At 46.6% G+C, this 26,988-nt stretch carries 21 protein-coding genes and 1 tRNA gene; 15 read left to right on the top strand and 7 right to left on the bottom strand.

The window, feature by feature from the left end:
- Positions 1–31: 31 nt before the first annotated feature.
- The 6 genes from FD963_RS06350 to FD963_RS06325 are packed head-to-tail and all read left to right on the top strand — an operon-like array spanning position 32 to position 7,693.
- A complete protein-coding gene (locus tag FD963_RS06350) occupies positions 32–3,556 on the top strand; it encodes a filamentous hemagglutinin N-terminal domain-containing protein (protein ID WP_251367200.1) in 3,525 nt (1,174 codons plus the stop codon).
- Between the two features lie 22 nt (positions 3,557–3,578).
- Positions 3,579–4,352: a DUF4239 domain-containing protein gene (locus FD963_RS06345; protein ID WP_215361205.1), complete on the top strand. Its 774-nt coding sequence runs from the start codon at positions 3,579–3,581 to the stop codon at positions 4,350–4,352.
- A gap of 2 nt (positions 4,353–4,354) precedes the next feature.
- Positions 4,355–5,143, top strand: coding sequence for a phosphate ABC transporter substrate-binding protein (locus FD963_RS06340; protein ID WP_215361204.1), 789 nt, complete (start codon positions 4,355–4,357; stop codon positions 5,141–5,143).
- A 2-nt stretch (positions 5,144–5,145) separates the two neighbouring features.
- Positions 5,146–5,979, top strand: coding sequence for a phosphate ABC transporter substrate-binding protein (locus FD963_RS06335; RefSeq protein WP_215361202.1), 834 nt, complete (start codon positions 5,146–5,148; stop codon positions 5,977–5,979).
- Positions 5,980–5,991: 12 nt separating this feature from the next.
- Complete coding sequence (locus FD963_RS06330) at positions 5,992–7,176, top strand: TAXI family TRAP transporter solute-binding subunit (RefSeq protein WP_215361200.1); 1,185 nt, start codon at positions 5,992–5,994, stop codon at positions 7,174–7,176.
- 49 nt (positions 7,177–7,225) lie between these two features.
- On the top strand, positions 7,226–7,693 hold the full coding sequence (locus FD963_RS06325; protein ID WP_251367199.1) for a hypothetical protein: 468 nt from the start codon (positions 7,226–7,228) through the stop codon (positions 7,691–7,693).
- 3 nt (positions 7,694–7,696) lie between these two features.
- On the opposite strand, the gene FD963_RS06320 is transcribed toward FD963_RS06325, so the two are convergent.
- Genes FD963_RS06320 through FD963_RS06300 form a run of 5 tightly spaced genes read right to left on the bottom strand, consistent with a single transcriptional unit; the run spans position 7,697 to position 11,872 of the window.
- Positions 7,697–8,110 carry a biopolymer transporter ExbD gene (locus tag FD963_RS06320; protein ID WP_215361198.1) on the bottom strand — a complete coding sequence of 138 codons (414 nt, stop codon included), beginning with the start codon at positions 8,108–8,110 and terminating at the stop codon, positions 7,697–7,699.
- 2 nt (positions 8,111–8,112) lie between these two features.
- Positions 8,113–8,805, bottom strand: a complete 693-nt coding sequence (locus tag FD963_RS06315; protein WP_215361196.1) for a MotA/TolQ/ExbB proton channel family protein — start codon at positions 8,803–8,805, stop codon at positions 8,113–8,115.
- Between the two features lie 5 nt (positions 8,806–8,810).
- Entirely contained in the window at positions 8,811–9,515 is a 705-nt protein-coding gene (locus tag FD963_RS06310) for an energy transducer TonB (protein ID WP_215361195.1), read from the bottom strand.
- Positions 9,512–10,318, bottom strand: a complete 807-nt coding sequence (murI, locus tag FD963_RS06305) for a glutamate racemase (protein ID WP_215361194.1) — start codon at positions 10,316–10,318, stop codon at positions 9,512–9,514. The genes FD963_RS06310 and murI overlap by 4 nt, the downstream gene beginning before the upstream one ends.
- A gap of 30 nt (positions 10,319–10,348) precedes the next feature.
- Positions 10,349–11,872, bottom strand: coding sequence for a fumarate hydratase (locus FD963_RS06300; protein ID WP_215361193.1), 1,524 nt, complete (start codon positions 11,870–11,872; stop codon positions 10,349–10,351).
- Between the two features lie 187 nt (positions 11,873–12,059).
- Between FD963_RS06300 and acs the strand changes: the two genes are divergently transcribed.
- The 3 genes from acs to FD963_RS06285 all read left to right on the top strand — a co-directional run bounded on the left by acs (position 12,060) and on the right by FD963_RS06285 (position 14,587).
- Positions 12,060–14,033, top strand: coding sequence for an acetate--CoA ligase (gene acs, locus FD963_RS06295; protein WP_215361189.1), 1,974 nt, complete (start codon positions 12,060–12,062; stop codon positions 14,031–14,033).
- Between the two features lie 57 nt (positions 14,034–14,090).
- A tRNA-Ser gene (locus FD963_RS06290) sits at positions 14,091–14,181 on the top strand.
- A 103-nt stretch (positions 14,182–14,284) separates the two neighbouring features.
- Positions 14,285–14,587 carry a YciI family protein gene (locus FD963_RS06285; RefSeq protein ID WP_215361188.1) on the top strand — a complete coding sequence of 101 codons (303 nt, stop codon included), beginning with the start codon at positions 14,285–14,287 and terminating at the stop codon, positions 14,585–14,587.
- 69 nt (positions 14,588–14,656) lie between these two features.
- On the opposite strand, the gene FD963_RS06280 is transcribed toward FD963_RS06285, so the two are convergent.
- Positions 14,657–15,250, bottom strand: a complete 594-nt coding sequence (locus tag FD963_RS06280) for a DUF1080 domain-containing protein (RefSeq protein WP_215361187.1) — start codon at positions 15,248–15,250, stop codon at positions 14,657–14,659.
- A gap of 77 nt (positions 15,251–15,327) precedes the next feature.
- Between FD963_RS06280 and FD963_RS06275 the strand changes: the two genes are divergently transcribed.
- The 6 genes from FD963_RS06275 (at position 15,328) to FD963_RS06250 (ending at position 26,118) form a co-directional block, all read left to right on the top strand.
- Positions 15,328–17,748, top strand: a complete 2,421-nt coding sequence (locus FD963_RS06275) for a DUF748 domain-containing protein (protein ID WP_215361184.1) — start codon at positions 15,328–15,330, stop codon at positions 17,746–17,748.
- 10 nt (positions 17,749–17,758) lie between these two features.
- The gene (locus tag FD963_RS06270) at positions 17,759–17,983 is read left to right on the top strand and encodes a hypothetical protein (RefSeq protein ID WP_215361182.1); all 225 of its coding nucleotides are present in this window, start codon (positions 17,759–17,761) and stop codon (positions 17,981–17,983) included.
- Between the two features lie 202 nt (positions 17,984–18,185).
- The gene (locus FD963_RS06265) at positions 18,186–19,988 is read left to right on the top strand and encodes an NAD(P)H-dependent oxidoreductase subunit E (RefSeq protein ID WP_215361180.1); all 1,803 of its coding nucleotides are present in this window, start codon (positions 18,186–18,188) and stop codon (positions 19,986–19,988) included.
- 41 nt (positions 19,989–20,029) lie between these two features.
- Positions 20,030–22,924 carry a formate dehydrogenase subunit alpha gene (gene fdhF / locus FD963_RS06260; RefSeq protein WP_215361179.1) on the top strand — a complete coding sequence of 965 codons (2,895 nt, stop codon included), beginning with the start codon at positions 20,030–20,032 and terminating at the stop codon, positions 22,922–22,924.
- 92 nt (positions 22,925–23,016) lie between these two features.
- The gene (gene nadB / locus FD963_RS06255; RefSeq protein WP_215361178.1) at positions 23,017–24,675 is read left to right on the top strand and encodes an L-aspartate oxidase; all 1,659 of its coding nucleotides are present in this window, start codon (positions 23,017–23,019) and stop codon (positions 24,673–24,675) included.
- Between the two features lie 63 nt (positions 24,676–24,738).
- A complete protein-coding gene (locus tag FD963_RS06250) occupies positions 24,739–26,118 on the top strand; it encodes a TAXI family TRAP transporter solute-binding subunit (protein WP_215361177.1) in 1,380 nt (459 codons plus the stop codon).
- Between the two features lie 12 nt (positions 26,119–26,130).
- On the opposite strand, the gene nadC is transcribed toward FD963_RS06250, so the two are convergent.
- Complete coding sequence (gene nadC, locus FD963_RS06245; protein WP_215361176.1) at positions 26,131–26,988, bottom strand: carboxylating nicotinate-nucleotide diphosphorylase; 858 nt, start codon at positions 26,986–26,988, stop codon at positions 26,131–26,133.

The raw sequence follows: 26,988 nt of genomic DNA, 5'->3' as shown, positions 1-26,988 counted from the left end.
TTCCCAAGCCCAAACTCCCACTTCAGCATCCATGACGGTAAACCAAACTTCACAACGTGCAGTGGTGAACTGGGATAGTTTTAATGTGGGTAAAAATGCATCTGTTACATTTAATCAACCCAACGCCAATGCAGTCACTTTAAATCGAGTTACTGGTGCAACAGCATCATTGATTAATGGCGCCATGAGTGCAAACGGCCAAGTGATTTTGGTGAACAGCAATGGTGTCACCTTTGGTAAGGGCGCAGAAATCAATGCTGCTGCAGTAGTAGCTTCTACCCTGAACATTGCCGATAAAGAATTTATGGATGGCAAAGCCAGCTTTAAAGATGATGGCACTGGGATTGGTAACCAAGCAGGAAAAATCATCAACAAAGGTACCATCCGCACCAACCAAACAGATCCGACTGCTACTGAGGGTGGCTTTATTGCGTTACTTGCTCCAGAAGTGCGTAATCAGGGCTACCTCCTTGCTCAAAAAGGCGGCGCCGTAGCTATTGGTTCAGGCAATCAAATTTCGCTGACTATTCAGGGTCAGTCACTCATCGCGATCAAAGTAGATGAGAGCGCCTATAACGGACTGATATCAAACAAGCACATCATTGAAGCCCCCGGTGGTTTGGTAGTCCTAGCTACTGGTGTCGCTAACCAGCTCATGGCGGGCGTAATTAAAAATACTGGCCGCATCTCAGCGAATTCAGCAATCAATAATGGTGGCGTGATTGAGTTAGTGGCTAAGTTTGTAACGCAATTCGGAGCACTCTCATCTAATAGTCAGACTCAAGCAGGTGGGCAGATTAACCTGATCGGTAATGAGATCGTCGTAGCCAAGAGCTCCAGCACCACGGCAACCGGCGCAACTGCTGGCGGGCAGGTGAATATCGGTCTAGCAAATACAGCAGTATCTGGCGGTAGCCAGGTAAATCCATCGGCAGGCAATCCAATTCAAGCTGCCCAAAATGTGAAGGCTAATGCAGATGCTGCAGCCAAAAATAATCAACTCGCTCAAACAGTCGCTATCCAAGAGAATGCGTTGATCGATACATCTGCCACTCAAGCCGGGAATGGCGGCGTGATTGCTATCTGGTCACAAGTTCAAACCACGGTCGCAGGTATCTTGAAATCCATGGGTGGCGTCTTGTCAGGTAACGGTGGGTTTATTGAAACTTCCTCTAAGGGATCCGTCTCCTTAGTGCCAACAGTGAGTATCAATACCAGCGCAGTGAATGGTAAAGCGGGAACCTGGTTATTGGATCCAGTTGATCTGATGATTGATGCTTCAACAGCAAATACTATTTCTACGGCTTTATCTACTGGCAACGTCACTATTGCAGTAACTGCCAACACCACTGCTTGTAGTGTGGGCGGCTGTATTGTCAATGGTACCGGTTCGATAACCGTTGACAGCGGGGCACATATTCTCAAGGCTGGAGCTAGTTACACCACCTTAATCATGAGCGCGGCTGGTAACTTTGTTCTGAATGGCAGCATTGAAGGCCAAAACTTAGATGTGATTATTAGTTCTTCAATCGCCTATCTCGGTGCAGCAGGATCATCTATCAATGCATCCAAGATAACAATTCAAGCACCCACGATCACGATTGCCAGTAATGCAAGGGTTTTGGCAAATAACTACTTATTTAGTGGGGGCGCTGGTACTCTTGGCAATGCAATTGAGTTATTAGCGCAAGCTATCTATATATCGGGCGCTCTAAGGTTGAGTGCTGGCCTGCCAACAGTGCCTGCGGCACCCCTTACGGCTGCGAATCTGATTACCCTTAACGCTGTCGGTAGTGCTAACACGATTTTCTCTAGCGTGGCGGCAAATGATCCCACCTTGCTTGTTGTTAACTCAACAACGCAAGCTGCAAGTAATGTCATTTATTTGACGGCTACTCAAATAATTCCAACTAACGCTGCGATAGTGAGTTTGGAGTCTGGTTCTCAGGTTCTGGCAAATGGAACCACGGGCGGAGCTATTTACCTAGCGGGTACGGATATCTACACCAGGGGCGCCTATACCGACCCCATTACCAATCTAGTTACGCCTGGAAGTCAATTACAGGCCAATGGGGTGGCTGGCGATGGCGGCATGATTGGTATAAAGGCGGATGCGATCACTATAGCTGGGGAAGTATCTGCAGGAGGATCGGTTAATGGCGGTTCAATAAATCTGATTGCTAATACTGGTACTCTGAATCTCCATGGCGGCATCATTCAAGCCAATGGTGGAAGTGGTAATGGTGGAAGTATTAGCGCTCTAGTGACGGCCGCCGCATCTTTTACTGCGGATAATCATTTTGGAGTCGCTCTCGCAGGGTCAAGCTTTGACTTAAGTAACGCTCTGTTCATTACTGAAAATACAGCAACAGCCACATCGGGATCTTTGAATCTTGGCTATCAACTAATGAATGCCTCTGGCACTACTGTCACTCTTGGTGCTGGTTCTTATACAAATCTTTCCATTACAGGGACACCAAGTTACTTAAGTAATACCAGCACCATTACGAATTCAGTGGGTGCTGGCACCTACGCTAATCTCATTGTCAAGGGTGTGAGCTTGAGTGGAGCAGACTCCGGTCACTTTATGCTGGTAGCTATGCCTATGAACCTTACGGTGACGGCAGCAGCATCTACTGCGGGTTCGGTTCAACCCATTATTACAGCATCGCAAACGGTTGCTGTAGTTACGCCTCCACCGCCTCCACCTCCACCGCAGGCGATGTTTAGCTCACCATTGCCCGCTCCTGCCCCAGCTAAATTGGAAGTGGCATCAATACTCGCACCGATGGTTGCTCCTGCCCCTCCAGCGCCGGCAAACTCTCCTCCGCCATCTGCTGCTGGTGGAGAGGTATCTATGCTTGCCCCAGTAAAGGTGGCGCCTTTGATGGTGATGGCTGATGGAAGTATTCAGCTCACACCACCACCTCCTCCTGGAGCGGCTCCGCCACCAGTAAATACTTCATCTACTCAAGCACCTCCACCAGCACCCCCACCACCGGCTGCTAATCGGGCAAGCTCCACCAAGGAGAGTAAGGATGCTAGGAATGGCAGCATTAATTCCGAGACAAGAAAGTATGGAAGTGCTAAAGACGGTGTGGAAAAAGCAGATGCAAAAGATCAGAGTGTTAAGCCTGCTAATGGACTACCTAAGTACGTTAGCAAATATGCCAATGGATTTAAAAATACTGATAAGTCTGCGCCTAAACTCGTCGCAGCTAAAGCCTTAGCCGCCAATAAACCAGGCGCTACTCGAGAAGGCAAATACGAAAGCCGCCTAAGGGCCATGAACAATAATCCAGCCGCATTTACTCCTGTGAATCAAAATCTGTTTGCCGGGAATATTTCTCCATTCCCTCCGGGGGTTCCGCATGCCGATGTAACGCCATTAGTTTTGAGGGGTGGGGATAGCTTGGCACAGTCCTATGATGATGTACCATCGATACGTAATTCTGGGGTTGCCAATGCGGCGCGTTCACGGAACTCAGAAAATTTCCATGAAAGTCTTGAGTCGGTTAACCTGATGTCGACTTTGAATTTATTTATCATCCACTAAATAGTCTTAGGATTGGCAATTCATGATTAACTACTTACATACACTTCCCAATATTGTTATTGGCCTTAGCATTATGTGTGTTGGTTTATTGCTGTCTACTGCAATTCCTTTTTATATTCGCTGGAAGTGCAAACTGAACCCGGATGAGCATCTTGCTAAAGGTGCTGAAGAGGGTTTTAAACTCTTTACTTCAATCACCTTGTTATTAATTGCGTTCTCATTAGTGCGTGTGCAGGGCGACCATCGCAATGTCGAGGATTTAGTCTCGCGTGAGGCTGCATTGATGTTCAAACTAAATCGCTCGCTTGCTGCTTTTGGCGGTGCGAATGCATCAGAACTTCAGGGTGATCTCAAAAGTTATGCCGATGCAGTCGTAAATGATGAGTGGCCACTCATGGCTAAAAATGAAAGAAGTGAAGAGGCTTCTAATGATTTAACGGATCTTACTCAAGGCATTAGGCTTCTAGACCCCCGAAATTCGGTGCAGCAGATGGCTAGGGCAGAAATCGTCACAACCTTAAATCAATTATCCGATGTTAGAGAGGCGCGTTTGTCGGCCGCTAGGCTGCAGTTGCCTTCTTATTTATGGGATGCATTAGCCATCTCGGTTGCATTGCTGATTGTGTTCGGGTGGCTGCAAAATCCTCTGCCAAAAATGGTTGCATATGTTGGGGGTGTGACGATTGGTGTTTCTGTGTTGTTCACCTTGGTGATTGCATTAGAAGGATTGTTTGTTGGTGAAAGTAGAGTCACCCCAGAAGCCATTGTTCACATCCTACCGTCTTTGGGTTCTTGACGATGTCCAGTAAGCCCGTTGATCTATCTCAGTTGCAATTTATCCAGCTGCGCGGGTCAACAACTGTTTTAAAGTTGATGCAGCGGATTGGCATGCGCTATATGGATGAGCATCCTCACGTTCATTTGCCACTGGTTGGTGGCGGAACGGCAATGGGTTACAAGTCAGCGTTAGATGGCACCTGCACTATCGGCATGGCATCTGGGCAGATTCCACCAAATATTGAGGTATGGGCCCATAAACACAAACTGAAGATTGAGGAAGTGACGATTGCTACCGACGGTATTGCTGCCATTGTTAACCGCGCCAACCCAATTAATGATCTTACGCTTGAGCAATTGCATGATGTATTTACTGGCAATATCACGGACTGGAATTCCTTAGGAAAATACTCTGGTCAAATTAATGTCATAAGTCATGATCCGCAGCTAGGAACATACGAGCCATGGAAAAGGCAGGTTGCAGGAAAGGATCACATTACCTTGAGGGCAAAAGTGGTGAGAAGCTTGAATGGTTTGATACAGGCTATTACAGCGGATCCTTTTTCTATTGGGTATATAGGCACAACCTTCTTAAATAAAGAAAAAATGAAACCCCTGTCTATTGATGGTGTATTTCCGACCTATCTCGATATTAAGCAGCGTCGCTACCCAATACGAAATGAATTACAGCTCCTAACCAGACCATCTGCCAGCAAAGAGGCTAAAGACTTTATTGCCTATTGCCTGGATAAAAACGCAGGGCAGGCCATGATTAAAGAAATGGGCTTAGTTCCGGTGTTGGGCGAATAGCGATGGAGCGTCGTCAATTTCTCCGTAATGTTGGCATTGCTGCCGGGGTGGGTGCTGCAACCCTTACTGGCTTGATATCCTATCCATACATCATTGCAAGAGCCAGAAAAGAGCTCATGATCTCGGGATCAATTGCAGTGTCTCGCTTTGTTGCTCTATTGGCTGCACCATTTATTGAAAAACATCCTCATGTAAAGATCGCTATTGAGGGTGGAGGATCTGTTGCTGGTCTGGTTGCCTTGGAAAACGGGGGGATTGATTTAGCGATGATGTCTAGAGATCTTAATTTTGAAGAATTCAATCTTGATTTACATAGCAGTCTTGTGGGGATTGAGGGTGTTGCAATTGTTGTGCACCCAAGCATGGACATCAGCAATGTTTCAATAGATCAATTAAATGGAATATTTGAAGGCGCGATTACTAACTGGAAGCAGTTAGGCGGACCTAATGCAAAGATTAGTATCTGCAGTCGAAACGAAGGCTCAACTACTCGTGCCTTTGCTGAGGACGTCATACTAAAGGGTGCTAAATTTGCGCGAGATGTGAAGGTGTTCGATAGTGCAAATGAGATGTCAGATGCGATTGCAAATGATCCCTATGGCATCGGTTATTTAACCAATAAAAACCTCAGTACCAAGGTAAAGGCTATCTCGATTGATGGTGTAGAGATTAGCGATAAGACACTGTTGCTAAAACTCTATCCTTTAAGTCGAGATATGTTTTTGGTAAATAAAAATTCTGGCAGTGCTGTTGCTAAAGATTTTGTGCGTTTCAGTTTGAGTGCTGAAGGGCAGGATGTATTTGTGAAGCATGGCTTAACTCAAGTTTCGATATAGAGGTGTGAGCTAATGGAAAATGCATCTAACGAAGTCGAAGAGTTGCTATTCAAGGGTTTGGATTGGCTCAGAAGTAAGCATCACATTCGTAAAGGTCTGGCGCTCATCGTCATAGCGCTTTTGCTAGGGCTGGCCGGTAAATTTGCCTATGAACTTTACCCGCGTCATTACGAATTATCTATAAGCGGTGGTGGGATGCTTACCAAAAGCCATCAATTGGCAAAAGTATTGCAAGAAGAGGCTACCCGCAAAAATATTTCTTTGATGATTACACCCACCAAGGGTTCATTTCAGGCTTTGAATGACTTAAATGATGGAACATTAGATCTTGCATTTGTGCAGGGCGGGATCGATGCGGTGGGCTATGAAAATGTGCGTCAGGTTGCATCGATTGCGCCACAGTTAATTCATTTCTTGGTTAAGGGTGATGTCAAAACTATTCATGACATCCGCGGCAAGACCGTGAATTTAGGTGAGAAAAATGGCGGACCTAGCATTGTCTCGAACCAGATTTTGCGTTTTTCAGGACTGGTCCCAGAAGTTGATTACGTTGAGACGAACTTTAGCGATGAACAACTGTTGGGTATGAAAACCGATAGATTGCCCGATGTCGTTGTTCAGGTTTCATATGCGCCGTCTGCCACCGTGGATTTTCTGGTGCAAAAGCGCGGGTACCAACTTTTGGAGATGTCCTTCCCGCCTTCATTAGCGATGCGCATGGGTTGGGTGGCTGATGCCAAGATCTTGGCCTACATGTATCAAATCTCTCCGCCAGTACCAGCCAAAGATATTCAGGTAGTGGGTGTTAATCTGAATCTTTTAGCAAACAAGGATGTCGATCCTCATGCGATTGCTGCGTTGTTGCCAGTGTTATATGGCCCTCAGGTTGCCTCACAATTTAGCTTTCAAATTACAGAAGACAAAATGCTTACCCCCTCTGGATTTCCTATCTCTGATGGAACGGAGGTTTATATTGCCAGCAAACAACCCTTTATAACCGCTCAGACCATTGATCAAATTAAGGGAATCTTTGGTCTGGTGATGTCGCTTTTATCGGTTGCCTTGGTGGTATTTAAATGGTTCAGGGCACCAGATGAAGTCAATGAAGTTAATTTGGTGGAAGCAGATCCTGAAGGAGAGCCTGTAGTTTCTGATAAATTAAATTCGATTACGGCAAATATTTCTAAATTAGAATAGCGCCTTTGACTCCAGGTTACGCTTTTATCGCAGTGGTATTGCCATCATTATGAATTTATCTAAAATCCTACTTTGCTTTTGTTTAGCTATTGCCTCTCTACCTAGCCGGGCTGTAGATGTTCTAGAATTTAATTGCAAGCGCACAGAAAAAGGCTACACCGAAGAGTATGAAATGAAAATGACTCTTGCTTCGGGTGCCCAAAAAGCCAAGATCTTTTTAGATGATCGTGACCTAGATCAGTCAGATATGTATGGAACACAAGTTGTCAAAAGCATCACCTTGGCGCGACCCAATATCTTGATATTGATCGAGGCAAATTTTCAGCCTGAAGAAATTATGGGAGTTTCTTATCCCGCAGGTAACGTCATCACCAACATTACGCTTGACCCGGTTACTGGCAAGTTTAAGAAGGTCGAGAAAATACAGGGCGGTATCTTGGGTGCAACTATTGGAAACGGCACGCACACCAGTGAAGAGACTTGCTTCCCTTCTAAAGCTCCATACAGGACTAAATAAAACTTAGTTTGGCTCCGTCACAAATCCTAGCTTAGTTAAGCCAGCGCGGCGCGATGCAGCCAAGACCTGCGCAACATATTCATACTTCACAGACTTGTCAGCTCGCAGATTAATTTCTGGTTGAGGATCTTTTTGGGCGGCTTTTTCAGCATAGCCATCAAAGGTCTTTAAATCGATCGGAGTGCTATTCCAAAAGATTTGACCATTAGCATCAATTGAAAGTTGAACTGACTCAGGCTTGACTTCATTGCGAACGCTATTAGCCTTTGGAAGTTCTACCTTCACCGCCTGCTGTATTACCGGTAGGGTGATGATGAAAATAATCAGCAGCACCAGCATGACGTCCACCATCGGCGTCATATTGATTTCCGACATGATGTTATCGTCGTTTTGGTCGTCTTGGATATGAAAAGACATGACTATTCTCCGGAATTAACGCGGGCACCAGTAACAAAGTAGGCTAATAGATCATTACCAAAGCGATTGAGGTCGGCGACAAATAACTTATTGGCGCGATTAATGGCGTTAAAACTCAATACAGCAGGGATAGCAACCGCAAGACCAAGGGCAGTCATGATGAGCGCTTCGCCAATGGGACCAGCTACTTGATCCAGTTGTGCGCTTCCTGAGCTGCTGATGGCAATCAGGGCGTGATAGATGCCCCAAACGGTACCAAACAAACCAATGAATGGAGCGATAGCGCCAGTAGATCCTAAGAAGGTCAAGCCCTTCTGTAATCCGGCCGCAATGCTGTCAACGCTATTTTTAAGGCTTCTTGCCATCCACTCAGAGTAGTTCAGTGTTTGCAGTAATTCACGGTGGTTGTTCGATTGACTTTGATGATGCGCGGATGCTTTAGTCGCAGACTTGGCAATTTGATAGTAAGGATTGACGGCATGATTGCTAAATGCTTGTAAGCCTTGATCAAATGAAGTGGCGCGCCAGAATTGCTCAAGTTCAGGCTTAAGTTTGCGTAGATTACGTAAATCCCAAAGTCGAGTGAGCAAAATGACCCAAGTCACAATAGAGCAGATGAGCAGGGCAATTGCTACAAATCGAGTAATCGCATCGCCTTCAAGCCAGAGATTTGCTATGCCAAATGGTGTATTCATATTGATTAATTCTTGAGATTAAATTTGATTAAAAGATTAGTGGAAATTCTTTGGGGTGAACCATTTACTAAAAAAGGTTTAAAGCGATAACGTTTACCGATATCAGTTGCAGCGCGATCTAGTCTAGGGAAGGTGCTCGATTGAAGCAGCGCTACCTCTTCCACGTTTCCGCTTTCGTCAATAATCAAACGCACTACCACTGCACCTTGTTCCCCGGAGCGCTTTGAGAATGATGGGTAATAGGCATCTGCATCGGGCTGGTAAACCACAACTAGTTTACCAATGTCAGTCTGAATCGGCGTGCCGCTAGCACCCCCACTGGTAGCGGGGGCAACAGCAGCGTTTTGGGTCTGCGATTGAGCTGGCGACTGAGACTCAGACTTGCTCTGGGTCTGGTTTTGTTGTGGTGTCTGCTGTGCCTGAGTTGGGCTGGGCTTATCTAAGGGCTTTTCTTTAGCCTTTTCCTTCACCTTTTTCTTCTCTTCTTGGGGTTTTGGTGGAGTGGCTGCAGGGGGTTGCTGGGTTTTGGAAGCTTCCGGACTAACCAAGTTCGCCATGACGCGCTCATCATCCATTTGCGGTGGGCGCTGACTAAAGTGTAAAAACTCAAGCGCAGGCAGGGCATGCAAGAGCACCACAATGCTAATAATGATGCGTTCAGTTTTATTGAACGGTAAAAAATCGTCTAACTTTTTCAGAAGGGCGCTCATCTTCTTTCACCCAAGATGCGCGCTTCAACTGCATGCGAAGTTAAATCGGCAGACATTAAATCTTGCGCCATGAGCAATAGTGACTCTTCATTCTTGCTGCTCAGGAATAGTATTGATCCATGTTCATTGCTAGAGCTTGTAGCTTTAAGCTTCTCAAGCTGTCTTTTGAGCTGTCTAACCACAGCATCGCTGGTGTCAATCAGCGTAATAGATTCGCCTAGCAGCTTACGAATAGCTTTCCTCAAGAAGGGGTAATGCGTGCAGCCCAGCACTAAGGTATCGGCGCCGGCATCCTGAATGGGCTCAAGATGTTTTGCTAGCAACTCTAAGGTTTCTTCGTTATCCGCTTTACCAGACTCTATCAACGGCACCAATCCTGCGCCAGCTTGCTTGATGAACTGACAATCATTTGGCAAGGTATTTAATAAGGCATTGAACTTATCGCTCTTGAGAGTCGCCTCAGTAGCCAGGACACCCACAATATTGTTTTGCGATTGCATGGCTGCTGGCTTAATGCCTGGCTCAACACCAATAATTGGAATAGAAAGCGTTTCCCGAATTTGCTTTATCGCTTCAGCTGTTGCGGTATTGCATGCAACCACAATCGCATCACACCCTTTGCTGGCCAGATAACTGCAAAGAGCAAGGCTGCGCTCGGCAATCCAGTCGCTCGATTTTTCGCCATAAGGCGCGTTTGCTGAATCAGCAAGATAAATGAAGTCGTGCTGGGGCAGCTGACGCAGAGCCTCATCCAAAATGGATAAGCCTCCAACGCCAGAATCGAAAACCCCGATGAGTGCCAATGTTGACTATGCTTGCTCAGTAATTGCTCATTAAGCAATCTTGACTGGAATGCCAGCAATCTTCGCTTGCCATTCACGTGGACCTTCATTGTGCATGGAGATACCTTCTGAGTTCACCGCAACAGTGACTGGCATGTCTTTGACATCAAACTCGTAGATCGCTTCCATGCCTAGATCGGCGAAGCCAACTACCTTAGAAGTTTGAATGGCTTTAGATACCAAGTAAGCAGCGCCACCAACAGCCATTAAGTAAGCTGACTTATGTTTCTTAATTGCTTCAATCGCCTCGGGTCCGCGCTCAGCTTTACCAATCATCGAGATCAAGCCAGTTTTAGCAAGCATCATTTCAGTAAATTTATCCATACGAGTTGCAGTAGTAGGGCCTGCCGGGCCAACTGCCTCCTCACGTACCGGATCAACGGGACCAACGTAATAGATCACACGGTTTTTAAAGCTCACTGGCAATTCTTCGCCTTTGGCGAGCATATCCTGAATACGCTTATGAGCGGCGTCACGACCAGTCAAAATCTTACCGTTCAGTAATAGTGTTTCACCTAGTTTCCAACCGGCCACTTCTTGAGCAGTGAGGGTGTCTAAATTCACGCGCTTGGATTTTTGAACGTCTGGTGTCCAAGTTACATCTGGCCAATCTGAGAGTGAAGGGGCTTCGAGTTTTGCAGGACCATCGCCATGTAAATGGAAATGAATATGACGAGTTGCTGCGCAATTTGGAATCATGGCAACTGGCAATGAAGCAGCATGCGTTGGGTAATCCAAGATCTTGATATCGAGCACAGTGGCTAAACCACCTAGGCCTTGAGCGCCGATGCCGAGTTTGTTCACTTTTTCATAGAGCTCGAGACGCAGTTCGTCAACGCGATTTTGAGGACCACGCTCAATGAGTTCTTGAATATCAACGGGACCCATCAAGGCTTCTTTGGCCATGAGCATAGCTTTTTCTGGTGTGCCGCCAATACCAATGCCGAGGATGCCAGGAGGGCACCAGCCTGCGCCCATGGTAGGCACGGTCTTCAGAACCCAATCCGCGATTGAGTCTGAAGGATTTAGCATGACCATCTTGGCCTTGTTTTCTGAGCCACCACCTTTGGCCGCACAAATCACTTCAACATCATCCCCTGGAACGATTTCATAATGGATGACTGCAGGAGTGTTATCGCCAGTATTTTTGCGTTTGCCTGCTGGATCTGCCAACACTGAAGCGCGCAACATATTGTCGGGATTAAGGTAAGCGCGACGCACACCCTCATTCACCATATCGGTGACGCTCATAGTTGCATCAGGCCATTGAACGTTCATACCAATCTTTAGGAATACCACGGCAATACCAGTGTCTTGGCACATTGGCCTGTGACCTTCGGCGCACATACGGCTGTTGGTCAAAATTTGGGCAATTGCATCTTTAGCACCATGACCCTGTTCCAAATCATAAGCCTTGCCCATGGCGGTAATAAAGTCCTTGGGATGGTAGTAGGAAATGAATTGAAATGCGTCCGCAACGCTTTGAATCAGGTCGTTTTGTTTGATATTGGTCATGGTTATCTGCTTATTTCCACATTATTAGTAAGGTTTGCCCTATTTTAAGGGTTTGCCATAGAGCAAATCCCAAGTGTTTTCACTTATCTTCTAAGGTCTTGAGAGTCTAAATAGGTCATTTTGCGACATTTTCTCGCATTTGTTGTTGATTTTAGATTATTGATTATTAGATAGAGGGCTGTGAAGCATGGAACCATTAAAGCAAGAAAACCGCGTTTTTAACCCACCTGCAGACTTTGTAAAGGGTGCGGCAATTCCAGGTATGGAGGCGTATAACAAGCTCTGTGCTGAAGCTAATTCAGATTACGACGGTTTCTGGGGTCGCCTTGCTAAAGAGAATCTTTATTGGAAAAAGCCATTTACTAAGGTTTTAGATGAATCCAAGGCGCCTTTCTACAAATGGTTTGAAGATGGCACCACCAATGCTTCATACAACTGCTTAGATCGTCAAGTTGAAGCTGGTTTGGGTGATAAGACTGCCATCATTTTTGAAGCGGATGACGGCACAGTTACCAAAGTAACTTACAAAGAAATGCTTGAGCGCGTTTGCAAAATGGCAAACGCATTGCGCAAGATGGGGGTTAAGTCTGGCGACAGCGTCATCATTTACATGGCAATGACCATCGAAGGCATTGTTGCTATGCAGGCATGTGCGCGTATCGGCGCAATTCACTCTGTAGTGTTTGGTGGTTTCTCAGCCCAAGCATTGCGTGATCGCATCATGGACGTGGGTGCAGTTGCGGTGATTACTGCCGATGGACAGTTCCGCGGTGGCAAGGCATTGCCACTCAAAGCAATTTGTGATGAAGCACTATCTACTGGTGAGTGCCCTAAGGTTAAGCATGTCATCGTGAGCAAGCGTACTGGTACTGATGTCACTATGCAAGCAGGTCGCGATGTTTGGATGCAAGAGATCGTAGCTAATGAAGCAACGACTTGCGAGCCAGAGTGGGTGAGCGCTGAACATCCATTATTCATTCTTTACACATCTGGTTCCACTGGTAAGCCAAAGGGTGTGCAACACTCAACAGGCGGCTATCTCTTGTGGGCCATTCTCACAATGAAGTGGACCTTTGACATCAAGCCTAATGACGTGTTCTGGTGCACTGCCGACATTGGTTGGGTAACGGGTCACTCTTATATTACTTATGGCCCACTCGCTGTAGGTGCCACTGAGATTGTGTTTGAGGGCGTTCCAACTTATCCAAATGCTGGCCGTTTCTGGGATATGATCCAAAAACACAAGGCATCCATCTTCTACACGGCACCAACAGCAATTCGTTCATTGATCAAAGCATCCAGTAATGATGAAGCAGTGCATCCAAAGAGCTACGATTTGTCATCACTGCGCCTCCTAGGTTCTGTAGGCGAGCCAATCAATCCAGAAGCATGGATGTGGTACTACGAGCATGTTGGTAATTCAAAATGCCCAATCGCAGATACGTTCTGGCAAACAGAAACTGGTGGTCACATGATTTCACCATTGCCAGGCGCAACCCCAATGATTCCAGGTTCATGCACATTGCCATTGCCAGGTATTCAGGCGGCGATTGTGGATGAGGCTGGTGTAGACGTTCCTAATGGCCAAGGCGGTATCTTGGTTGTGAAACGTCCATGGCCTTCCATGATTCGTACGATTTGGAATGATGCAGATCGTTTCGTGAAATCTTATTTCCCAGAAGAGTTGGGTGGCACCTTGTACCTTGCTGGTGACGGCGCAATCCGCAATAAAGATACTGGCTATTTCACAATTACTGGTCGTATCGATGATGTCTTAAACGTTTCCGGTCATCGTATGGGCACGATGGAAATTGAATCTTGCTTAGTGGCTAATCCTTTAGTTGCTGAGGCAGCAGTTGTGGGTCGTCCTGACGAGCTGACTGGTGAAGCCATTTGCGTATTCGTTGTTCTGAAAGGTGGTCGCCCAACTGGTGATGAAGCCAAGAAGCTTGCTACTGAGCTGCGTAACTGGGTAGGTAAGGAGATCGGCCCAATCGCTAAGCCTAAGGACGTTCGTTTCGGTGATAACTTGCCTAAGACCCGTTCTGGCAAGATCATGCGCCGTCTCTTACGTGTGATTGCTAAAGGCGAGGAAGTGACTCAAGACACCTCCACCCTGGAAAACCCACACATCTTGGACCAGCTCAAAGAGTCTCTGTAATAAGCTAAATCAAGATTTAGACCAAACCCCTTCGGGAATCGTATAATCATCGGTTCCGGAAGGGTGGATGAGCGGTTTAAGTCACACGCCTGGAAAGCGTGCGTAGGTTAATAGCCTACCGCGGGTTCGAATCCCGCCTCTTCCGCCAAGTATCAAGAAAACCACCTTCGGGTGGTTTTTTCTTTGGAACTTACCGTAATATCTTGCTAATTAAGATTTAAAAATAAAACCAATTAAATGATGGAGAAAACATGATCTTTGCAATTTTGTTGATGGATAAGCCCGGTACTGCTGACTTGCGTGTACAAATTCGACCAGAGCATCGCGCTTACTTGGCGCAACTTTCTGACCGCATGGCTTTTGCTGGACCGATGACTTCTGATGACGGTAAGACTACAGTTGGTAGCTTGCTCGCAATCGACTTTCCTAGCAGGGCAGATGTGGAAGCTTGGTTAAAGGATGAGCCCTATACCAAGGCAGGTGTTTATGAAAAGCCAATCATCCATGTATTTAATAATATGTGGGAGCAAAAAGCAGGCTTTCCGCCAGCGTAAGACCCTTGATCTCGAGAGAATTAAAAAAGCCGCTTGACAGCGGCTTTTGATTTATTTGGGCGTCAAAGCTTATAGAGGCTTTATTTGCAACTTCTTAAATTTAATGACGCCACCAGCAGATTGAAGGGCAATGGGGCCTTCAGAATATTTACTATCTTGGCCATTCGCTACTGTGACTACACCATTCATCATGACCTTAAAGTTGGAGCCATTTGCAATAATTTCCATGGTGTTCCAGCGTCCACCGGCCTTAGGTACCGGGTCAACTTTGGCAACATCCACAATAGCGCCGGTTGCGTATGCTTGTTCAGGGCGGGTATCCCAAATATTGATTTCATAACAAGTGGATTGACTCACCTTGTTAGGGTCTTGGCAGCGAATGAAAATGCCGCTATTCGTATTAGACTCGGCATAAAACTCAGCCTTGATGACAAAGTTTTTGTAAGTCTTGGTGCTGACTAAAAAACCATTGGGCTTATTGCCTTCGACAATGCCGTTACCAATGACCCAGTTGGCGCTACCAATAATGTTCCAGCCACTTAAGCTAACGCCATCAATCAGATCGGTAAAGCCATCAGAGTTTTGGGCGTAAGCAACACCACCAATCGATAGGGCGGCAAGGTACGCAATAGATAAGGTCAGTTTTTTGAGGAATGTTTTCATGGGGTCTCCTAAAGGGTATATTTATTATTCTGCGTTCATTTTCATTGTTACTGATATTGGCCTATAAAGACAAGTAGATGCTTTCCCTCACATACCCCCGAATAAAGCGATGGTCTCTGCGTTTGGCGGGATTTTGTATTCTGATAGCCGCCTTATTTTGGTTGGGAAGCCATTTGTTGCTGCCTGGCTTGATTAAAAAGTCCCTGGCCGAATATGGTGAAAATATCGGTTACGAGATCTCCTATCAAGACCTTAGCCTTTCTCCATTACGGCTGAAGGTGGAGCTTGATGGCCTTCACTTGGCAAAAGAGGGTGGTTCTAAATTATTGGAATTCAAAAAGTTAGTCATTACCCTCAAGTGGACGAAGCTAGTTTTAGGGGAGCTGGGCTTTGATGAGATTTTGCTGGAAGAGCCCAAGGTATTGGTCGAGAAGAGGTTGGCTAAGGGTATGCATGCAGGGGCATGGAATTGGCAGGAATTGATTGCTGCCGTTGAAAAGGCGATACCTCCTTCAGATCCCAAAGAACTCAAGAAGCCTCTCAAAATATCGATTGATGAATTTATCGTCAGTTCAGCTTCTTTAAGTTTGGTAGACGATTCGAGCAAATTAAAAGAATCACTCAACCCGTTTACGATGAAGTTGCTTGATGTAGCCAATTACGATAAGAATGGTTTAGTGACTGGGGTCCGTGGTCAATACGACTTTAATCTTGGTGCCTTGCAGTTATTAATACCTGGAATCAATAAAACCATTGCGTATCGCCATGTTGCTATTACAGGTGGATTGGATAATCCTCAGCCAGGTAACTTAGGCGCGCAGCTCAACTTGAGGTTGGATGAGGGTGAGATACGCTCACACTGGGATTTCAATACCGGCTCGAAGTCAGTTAATGGCAAGTTAGAAATTCACAGTCTTGCAACCTCGCCAATCGTCGCTCTATTGCCAGCTAATAAAGAACTCATCGGTACCAGTGGCTTGATGAATGCCGATCTAGTCGTGAAGATAGGCGGTGAGACTGATTCGGTTAAGGGCGATATTCATATTGCAGATTTAGCAATACTAGAGAAAGGTCAAAAAAATCCACTGATTGTTTGGGGGATGGCAGATATTCGTCAGTTTGAATATCAATCAGTTAAGTCAAAACAGGGTTCCAACAATAGTCTCGCAATAGATGAGTTGACCATTGATGCGCCAACCCTGCAATTTGAAATTAATGAAGAAGGGTTCTCAAACTTTAGAAGGTTATTTGCTAAGTCAACAACAGAATTAAAGTCCGAGCCTGTAACTGGGTCAAAGGTAAGCGCTCCCTCCACATTTAATTTAGATATTCGATCCACTCTTCTGAAGAATGGAGAGGTCTACTTTTCAGATATGGCGATGCGCCCTAATTTCAAGGTGGATGTGAAGAGGTTCAATGCCACTCTTTTGGGGGTCAGCAATACTCCTGGTCGATTTGCCACTGTGGCGATGGATGGCATTGTTGCTGGCTCGGGAAGTATGCGAGTAAAAGGTCAAGCAGCATTTGATGACCCACGACGCAATCATGACATCTTGATGAGTTTTAGAAATCTCCCGCTGACTGCCTTCAATCCTGCAGTCATGACATTCGCAGGCTATCAAATTACTGGCGGACGACTAAACCTCAATCTAAATTACAAAGCTAAAGATGGCGAACTTAATGGAAGTAATCAGATCATTATTAAGAAGGTGGTGCTGGGTGATGAGGTGCCGGACTTTACTGGCAAAAAATTACCACTAGGCTTGGCAATTGCTTTGTTAGAAGACTCTGATGACACGATTGACGTCACGGTTCGCATCGCAGGCAATGTTGACTCTCCAGAATTTAGTGCCAGCGGTTTGGTTTGGCAGGCCATTAGTAATGTTCTAACAAACGTAGCAACAGCACCATTTAGAGCTCTTGCATCTATTTTAGGAATGGGTGGCGAAGAGGGCGTTAATGCAGTACCTGGAGAAGCAGTCTTCCTTGTTGCGGATCAAGACCGCCTAGAAAAATTTGGCGAGTATCTAGTGAAGCGCCCGAACTCGAGCTTAGAGATCATTGGTGCTTATGATCCTGTGCAGGATAAGAAGGCGCTTGCAAGAGCTAAGGCGGATGGCGCCATTTTTCTAGATGCTGGATTTAAGTTGGCGCCTGGAGAACCAGTGCCCACCCCAACATTTACAGACCCGAAAGTGCAGTCAGGCCTGAAGGCGGCATATGCCCAATACATAGGGCGCATCAAGCTTGGGCAACGACTTTTGACACTTCCAGATGGAGAGAGTCGCAATGAGCAACTGCATGAGGAATTGCTTGCTGGAATAGAGATCACTGATGCCGAGCTTAAGGAATTGGCGAAAAATAGGGCGAAGACGGCCTATGGCTTCATGGTGAAGGCTGACCCCAGCCTCAAGGATCGTATTCAGCTGGGAGATGTGAAGACAGTAGAGGCAGGAAAAGAGGGTATACCTCTCGATGTTGAGATCAGAATCAAGTAGACTTAAGGCCATGAATTCAACAAAATTGCGCATTATTTCCGTCGTATCATTGATTGCTAGCCTTGGCTTGGTGGGTTGCGGGTCTATTGAATCAGCGGCTCAGGACGACTGTACTTCGATTGGCTGGCAAATCGGTAGTAAGGGCTACCAAGATTGCTACAAAGCCAGGCTGTATGAGCGCAAGTTGGACTACTCACTGCCTCCCGGCGACAAGCCTTCCCCATCCCTAATTTAATAGGGTAAACCCTTAGTTAAAGTCCTTGAGCGCCGTCAAGGACATGAGGCCTTAAATAACCCAAAATAAAGCGTTATTTTGCGTATAAATGACCAGCTAAGTATTTGGCTTAGCAGGGTTTTTTATCTGCAAAGTGGGATAACGCTCTGCATTGGTGCTGAGCACAAAATAGCAGTAAATAGAAAATTAGAGACTACGAACTATGAATCATCCAAAGCCTTCTGGAGAAGTCAAAGCAGTTGCTGTTGCAACCGCAGATGATTTGAGGGAAACCATTCGCCGTAAGAGTAAGTTAAAAGGTCGACAAGCTGATGATATTTCCGTTGCGGAAGTTCGCCAACTCATTGGTAACGCGCCACATCGCCGCGATCTTTTGATTGAAAATCTTCATAAGCTCAATGATGAATATCGCGCTTTGCATGATCGTCATTTAGTGGCGCTTGCAAAAGAAATGAATCTGCCGATGGCGGAGGTGTATGAAGTAGCTACTTTCTATCATCACTTTGAAGTGGTGCGTGGTAACGACCCAGTGGCGGATATCCTGATTCGTGTTTGTGATGGCATCGCTTGTGAATTGGCTGGCGCACAAAATCTTTTGGCCAAGTTGCCAAGTATCTTGGGCAATCCGAATATCAAAGTCGCTGCAGCTCCATGCGTAGGACGTTGCGAGCAAGCTCCTGTTGCAGTAGTTCATCAATATCCAGTCTTGTTTGCCACAGTGGACAAGGTATCGGCCGCTGTAAAAAATAACTTAACCACTCAGCCAATGGCTAAAGACGATGCCGTCTTTGAGCCTGCTGCTCTAGCAGAGCAGGGTGTATCTCCTCAAGGTGGGATGCAAGCAGTATCTCCTGATTACGTTGGCTACGAGTCTTATCGTGCCCAAGGTGGTTACGTTTTGGCTAAAGAGATTTTTGAAGGCAAGAAAGATGCCGAAAGCATCATCAAGGCGATGGAAAGCTCTGGCTTACGTGGTTTAGGTGGCGCAGGTTTCCCAGCGGGTCGTAAGTGGCGCATTGTGAAAGATCAAGTGGCTCCTAAGCTGATGGCAGTGAACATCGACGAAGGTGAGCCAGGAACATTTAAAGACCGCACTTACTTAGAACGCGATCCACATCGTTTTTTAGAGGGGCTTCTCATTGCCGCAAGCGTGGTTGGTATTGATGCTTGCTACATCTATTTGCGTGATGAGTACCACGGCTGCCGCGAGTTGCTTGAAGCTGAATTGGTAAAACTCAAAGCCAATCCGCCATTCAAATTACCGAATATTGAACTACGTCGTGGTGCAGGTGCTTATATATGTGGTGAAGAATCCGCCATGATTGAAAGTATCGAAGGTAAACGTGGTGAGCCGCGTATGCGTCCTCCATATATTGCACAAGTCGGTTTGTTTGGTCGCCCGACCCTAGAGCACAACTTTGAGACCCTCTACTGGGTGCGCGACATTGTTCAGCGTGGACCTGAGTGGTTTAGTTCATTCGGTCGCCACGATCGCAAAGGCTTACGTAGCTTTAGCGTGAGCGGGCGCGTTAACAAACCCGGTGTGAAGTTGGCTCCTGCAGGCATCACTATTCAAGAATTAATTGATGAGTACTGTGGTGGCATGCAAGACGGCCACAGGTTCTACGGTTATTTACCTGGTGGCGCATCCGGCGGTATTTTGCCGGCGACGATGAACGACATCCCGCTTGATTTTGATACTTTGCAGCCTTACGGTTGCTTCATTGGTTCTGCTGCAGTCATGGTGTTCAGCGACAAAGACAAAGCGCGCGATATGGCATTGAATGTGATGCATTTCTTTGAGCATGAGAGCTGTGGACAATGTACGCCTTGCCGTGTTGGCACAGGTAAAGCGGCTAAGTTGATGCAGGCTAAATCTTGGGACCAAGAAACCTTAGAGGACTTGGCCACCGTGATGGTGGATGCTTCTATTTGCGGTTTAGGCCAAGCGGCACCAAATCCTATTCGTTGTATTCATAAATATTTCCCTGAAGAAGTTCAATAAGGAAGTACCTTAATAAAAATTCAGGGAATAACGAGACAAACATGAACGCACCAACAAATCCAAAAGAACTCGAATTACAAACCGTTGAGTTCAAGCTAGACGGCAAGACGATCGTTTCGTATGAAGGCGAAACGATTCTCAAGGCTGCCAAACGACACGGCATTGATATTCCACATCTGTGCTTTAAAGATGGCTACCGCCCTGACGGCAACTGCCGCGCTTGCGTAGTAGAGATTAATGGCGAACGGACTTTAGCTCCAAGCTGCTGTAGAAGTGCTACTCCAGGAATGGAAGTTAAGGCTAATAGCGAGCGCGCTGTTAAGAGCCAGAAGCTTGTTCTGGAGATGTTGCTCTCCGATATGCCTGATGAAGGTTTTAAGTGGGTTGGCGATAGCAAAGAGGAAGAGCAAAAGAGCCAGCATGGTGAGCTGAGTACTTGGGCTGCCCGCATGGATGTGACTGTTCGTCCGGAACTCAAAGCATTGCGTCGCGAAAAAGTTAATGGTGATATTTCACATCCAGCGATGGCTGTGAATTTGGATGCGTGTATTCAATGTAACCGTTGTGTACGTGCTTGCCGCGAAGAGCAAGTAAATGATGTGATCGGATACGCCATGCGTGGCGGTCATAGTGAGATCGTATTCGACTTAAATGATCCAATGGGCGACAGTACGTGCGTTGCCTGTGGCGAGTGTGTACAAGCTTGCCCAACTGGCGCATTGATGCCTAAGGGTTTGATCGGTTCCCAAACGGTGGATCGCAAAGTAGACTCCGTTTGCCCATTCTGTGGCGTTGGTTGCCAAATTACTTACAACGTCAAAGACGAAAAAATTGTGAGTGTTGAGGGTCGTGATGGCCCTGCCAATCACAATCGTTTATGCGTTAAAGGCCGTTTTGGTATGGACTATATCCATAATCCACAGCGCTTAACTAAACCATTAATTCGTAAAGCGGGTGTTGCGAAAGATGAGGCCATGCTAGAGGGTAAGCAAGACTGGTCTGACATCTTCCGTGAAGCTACTTGGGAAGAGGCTTTGGAAGTTGCTGGTGGCGGCCTGAAGAAACTCAAAGATCAATACGGCAATAAAGTATTGGCAGGCTTTGGTTCCGCAAAAGGCAGTAACGAAGAAGCCTATTTATTCCAGAAGCTGGTTCGTACTGGTTTTGGTAGCAATAACGTAGACCACTGCACACGTCTTTGCCATGCATCATCTGTTGCTGCGCTATTAGAGGGCGTTGGTTCAGGTGCAGTAAGTAATCAAGTTAATGACGTTGAGCACTCGAGCATGATTTTCCTGATTGGATCCAATCCAACTGCTAATCATCCTGTTGCTGCTACCTGGTTCAAGAACGCCGCGAAACGTGGTGCAAAAATTGTTCTGTGTGATCCTCGTAAGACCGAGATTAGTAAACACGCTTGGCGCACAATGCAGTTCAAGCCAGATACCGACGTGGCTATGCTCAATGCCATGATCTTCACAATCATTGAGGAAGGTTTGGTTGACAAAGAATTTATTAAAGACCGCTCTAATAACTTCGAGGCTCTTAAAGAAAACATCAAGGGTTATAGTCCTGAAGCAATGGCGCCAATCTGCGGAATTCCAGCAGAGACTTTGCGTGAAGTAGCGCGCGAGTTTGCAACTACGAAGTCAGCCATGATTTTGTGGGGCATGGGTGTAAGTCAGCACGTGCATGGCACAGACAATGCCCGCTGCTTAATCGCTTTAGTCAGTATCACCGGGCAAATTGGTAAGCCTGGATCAGGATTGCACCCATTGCGTGGTCAAAATAACGTGCAGGGCGCTAGTGATGCTGGTTTGATTCCGATGATGTTCCCGAACTATCAGCGCGTTGATAACCCAGAAGCGCATGCATGGTTTGAGAAATTCTGGGATACGCCATTAGATAAAAAACCTGGATATACCGTGGTAGAGATCATGCATAAGATCACCGCCCCCGATTCCGATCCGGATAAGATTCGTGGCATGTATGTCGAAGGTGAAAACCCGGCGATGAGTGACCCCGATTTAAATCACGCTCGCCATGCTTTGGCTACCTTGGATCTCCTCGTAGTTCAAGATATCTTTATGACGGAGACTGCGCTCTTAGCGGACGTAATATTGCCGGCCAGCGCATGGCCAGAAAAGGCTGGCACTGCTAGTAACACTGACCGCATGGTTCAGATGGGCAAGAAAGCAATCAATCCTCCTGGTGATGCAAAACCTGACTTGTGGATTATTCAAGAGATTGCCAAGCGCATGGGCCTAGGTTGGAATTACCAAGGTCCTGATGCTGGTGTTGCTGAGGTTTATGACGAAATGCGTCAAGCAATGCATGGCGCGATCAACGGCATTACTTGGGAGCGCTTGGAAAAAGAATCTAGCGTTACCTATCCATGCTTGTCTGCTGAAGATCCGGGTCGCCCAATTGTCTTTAATGACAAGTTTGATACCAAAGATGGCAGAGTGAAGTTAGTACCAGCCGATATCATTCCTGCGAATGAGCGCCCTGATGCTGAGTACCCATTTGTATTGATTACTGGTCGTCAGCTAGAGCATTGGCACACTGGCAGTATGACGCGTCGTGCCACAGTGCTCGATGCCATTGAGCCAATGGCAACCGTATCAATGAATGGTGAAGATATGACCCAGTTAGGTGTTTCGGCTGGTGATGTGATCAAGGTTCAGTCTCGTCGTGGTGAAGTAGGTATCCACGTGAGAAGAGACGACGGCACACCAAGAGGGGTGATCTTTATTCCGTTCGCCTACTATGAGGCTGCCGCTAACTTGATTACCAATTCAGCGCTAGATCCATTTGGCAAGATTCCAGAGTTTAAGTATTGCGCTGTGAAGCTGGTTAAAGGTGGGGAAGCAGCGAAGATTATGGGGTACGGTACGAATGCCCCAGGCGGATCTAAGGTAATGTCTAACGTCTAATTACCGTTCTAGTGAGACACAAAAGGGCTCCCACAAGGAGCCTTTTTGCATTTAGAACGGGGAAGTTCATTGCCCTTTAGAATGAACCCTCTATGGCAAGCTCTAAACCCTCCCAAAACACCACCGCAAACGCCGAGCTTCCCGTCCTGATTATTGGGGCTGGATTAGCTGGGCTGACTGTCGCCTTGCATATGGCCGAATCTCAACCGGTCATTTTGATGGCTAAGCGGGGCTTAGGTGAGGCTGCTACAGCTTGGGCCCAAGGCGGTATTGTTGGGGTGGTCGACAAAGAGCATGACAGTATTGATTCTCATGTGGCCGACACCTTGGATGCGGGTGCCGGTCTCGTGGTGGAATCTACCGCTCGCTATATCGCTGAAGAAAGCGCTGATGCGATACGTTGGTTGGTCGAGCAGGGCGTTCCATTTACAGAAGATAAATCTGGTCCCATGGGTTTGCATTTAACTCGCGAGGGCGGGCATAGCCATCGTCGTATTGCGCATGCTGCAGACGCCACTGGTAAAGCGATTCATGAGGTGCTCTTAGATAAAGCCAGGGCACATAAAAATATTCAGATCTTGGAGCATTGGATTGCGCTTGATCTCATTACCAATCGTCAGCTCGATGCTAAGACCCAGCGCACCAAGCCAAATCGTTGTTACGGGGTCTATGCACTTGATATTAAAAATAATCGCGTAGAGACGATCGAAGCCAAGTCAGTGGTTTTAGCTACTGGCGGTGTTGGCAAGGTTTATCGCTACACCAGCAATCCCGATACTGCTACAGGCGATGGTATTGCCATGGCCTGGCGCGCAGGTTGCCGAGTAGGCAATATGGAATTTATTCAATTTCATCCAACTTGCTTGTATCACCCCAGTGATCGCACCTTCCTCATTACGGAAGCCATGCGGGGTGAGGGCGGTCTCCTCAAACTGCCTGATGGCACACGCTTTATGCCGGAGCATGACGAACGTCATGAGCTAGCACCACGCGATATCGTTGCCCGTGCCATTGACTTCGAAATGAAGAAGCATGGCTTAGATTATGTTCATCTTGACGCCACGCATTTAGGCGAAGCATTTATTAAAGAACATTTCCCGATGATCTATGCACGCTGCATGAGTCTTGGTCTAGATATCACTAAAGAACCCATTCCGGTTGTTCCTGCTGCGCACTACACCTGTGGCGGTGTAGTGACAGATCTCAAAGGGCGCACTGATTTGCCAGGACTCTATGCAGTTGGGGAAGCTACTTACACCGGTCTGCATGGCGCTAATCGTTTAGCAAGCAACTCCTTATTAGAGTGCGTAGTCATTGGTAAGGCGGCAGCAGAAGACATATCCAATCTCAAGACCCCAGTAATGCCCGCTCTTCCTTTATGGGATGAGAGTCAGGTTGAGGATGCGGATGAACAGGTAGTCATCGCCCACAACTGGGATGAGCTGCGTTCTTTGATGTGGAATTACGTAGGCATCGTTAGAACTAACCGCCGGTTAGAGCGAGCGCTTCATCGCATCAAACTGCTGCGTTACGAAGTGCAAGAGTACTACGCTAACTTTAAGGTCACCCGTGACCTCATTGAGCTCAGAAACCTATTGGAATGTGCCGAGCTCATCGTGCGCTCAGCCTTAATGCGCAGGGAAAGCCGTGGACTGCATTACAGCCGGGACTACCCTGGTACTTGGGCGGTGTCTTACCCAACCATCCTGACCCCTCAAGCAGAGGGTGCAGAGAGTGATGCAGCCTCGTAGGCTTTCGAAGCTATAAAACCCCGTTTATTGGTGATAAGCTAACTCAATATCACGAGGAATAACATGGCCAGTTTTAAAGAAGAAGTCAGCGAACATATCTCTGCGGTCTATCAAACGGCAGCTGATGAGATTAAAAATTGGGTTAGTGCTTTAAGAGAGGTCTGGCCACTTGTTTTCTTATTAATTCTTGCTCTATTTATTCTGGTTTGGTTTGCAAAGCCTGCACCACCTAACAAAGTATTAATGGCAACCGGTACCGGTGGCTCCTACAAAGTATTGGGTGAAAAATATAAGACCTATTTTGAGAAAAAGGGTATTGAGCTAAAGTTAGTAGAGACCCATGGTTCGAAAGAAAATCTTCAGCATCTGATTGATCGCAAAGATCCAATCCAAGCAGCCCTAGTTCAGGGCGGAATGATTGCTGTTGACAATCTTTCTGGCGTGGAATCCCTCGGCAGCGTTGACTATGAACCATTTTGGATGTTTTATCGTAAGAATGCGTTTAACGAAAGTATTCACGTATCCGATAGAGATATTGCCAAACTAAAAATCAATATTGGCCCGGTGGGGAGTGGAACACGTACGCAGGCTCTCGGAATATTTAAACTCAATGGCTTAAATGGGGATGCCCCTAATTTACTGAGTCTTGGGAATGCCGAAGGTGTATATGCCTTAGAGCGTGGCGAAATTGATGCTGTTATTTTGGTGGATGGTTTTGATTCACCAAACGTACAAAGACTTATTAAAAACCCAGGAATTAGGCTGGCTTCATTCACGCGCGCAGACGCCTACACCCGTTTGTTGCCTTACTTCGAGGAAGTAAGTGTGCCCATGGGCGGTTTTGATCTTGGGAAAAACATTCCGGATCATCCGATTCAATTGATTTCTACTACAACCAATCTCTTAATCGATGATCGTCTCCACCCAGCAATCCAAGTTTTATTTCTAGAGGCGGCCCGAGAAATTAACGGTAACAAATCCTATTTTTCTAAAGCTGGAGAATTCCCTGCTTACATGAACACTGAGGCCCCTTTGAGTGAAGAGGCTAATTTTTTCTATGAAAAGGGTACTCCGACATTGATGAAGTATTTGCCATTCTGGCTTGCAGAGTTCTTGGAGCGTATGTTCTTTCTATTGCTTCCTTTTGCTGCATTTGCTTATCCCGTTATCAAATCGATCCCCACTTACAGAACCAATTTGGCCAAGAAGCAAATTAACTCAATCTATAAAGAGCTTGATAACTTTGAGAAAAATACGATTGAAAACTTTGATCCAGCCCGTCGTGTTGAATATATTGAGGTACTCAATGAGATGGAGCGCAGGATACTCCGATCAAAAGCAGCAAAACTAGCAACTGCTGAATGCTATAGCCTACGAAACAATATTGAATTTATTCGTAATGCGCTAGAGAAGCAGTTGATTTACAAAGGCAGGGGAGCTTAAGGCCAAAGAGGCTTAACCCAAGATTCTCATTGAGAAATCAACCGCATACACATCCTTGGTGAGCTTACCAAGAGAGATGCGGTCAACGCCAGTAGATGCAATGGCGCGCATTTGATCTAAATTGATGCCGCCAGACGCTTCCAGCAAAGCCCGGCCAGCAGTGATTGCAACAGCTTGTTTCATTTGATCGGCATTGAAGTTGTCGATCAGGATGCTCTTTGCCCCGGCCACCAAAGCTTCATCAAGTTCGGCAAAGTTCTCTACTTCAATCTGAATATCTACCCCAGCATTAAGATCTTGTGCATTCTTTAATGCAGCGGTCACGCTGCCAGCAGCAGCAATATGGTTCTCTTTAATCAGGATGCCATGCCACAGGGCTAGACGTTGATTCTTGCCGCCACCCACTAGCACAGCATACTTCTGAGCCTGACGTAATCCCGGGATAGTCTTGCGTGTATCTAACACGGCACACCCCTTAGGATTGGGGCTAGCACCTGCAATTGCATCAACATGCTGACGGGTAATGCTCGCTGTCCAAGAAAGCGTTTGTAAGAAATTAATACAAGTACGTTCAGCAGAGAGCAGGGCTTGGGAGTCAGCCTCGATATCGCAAACCTTGGTATCAGGCTTCATGAGATCGCCTTCCATGTAATGCCAGGTAACTTTCGCATTGGGATCGAGCTTCTTGAGTGTTCCTTCAAACCAATCTACGCCACAAAGAACAGCCTCTTGACGAACAATGAGTTGCGCCTTGACTGGTTTGCTAGGAACGAGTTTGGCTGTCCAGTCGCCAGTGCCGATATCCTCCATCAGCGCATCAGCAATATTACGTTGACGAGCTTGCTCTAAGGTTTCGTTGTATTCAAACAT

The organism is Polynucleobacter sp. JS-JIR-II-50 (genome assembly GCF_018687895.1).
Lineage (GTDB): Bacteria > Pseudomonadota > Gammaproteobacteria > Burkholderiales > Burkholderiaceae > Polynucleobacter.
This window is presented reverse-complemented; position numbering and strand designations above follow the sequence as displayed.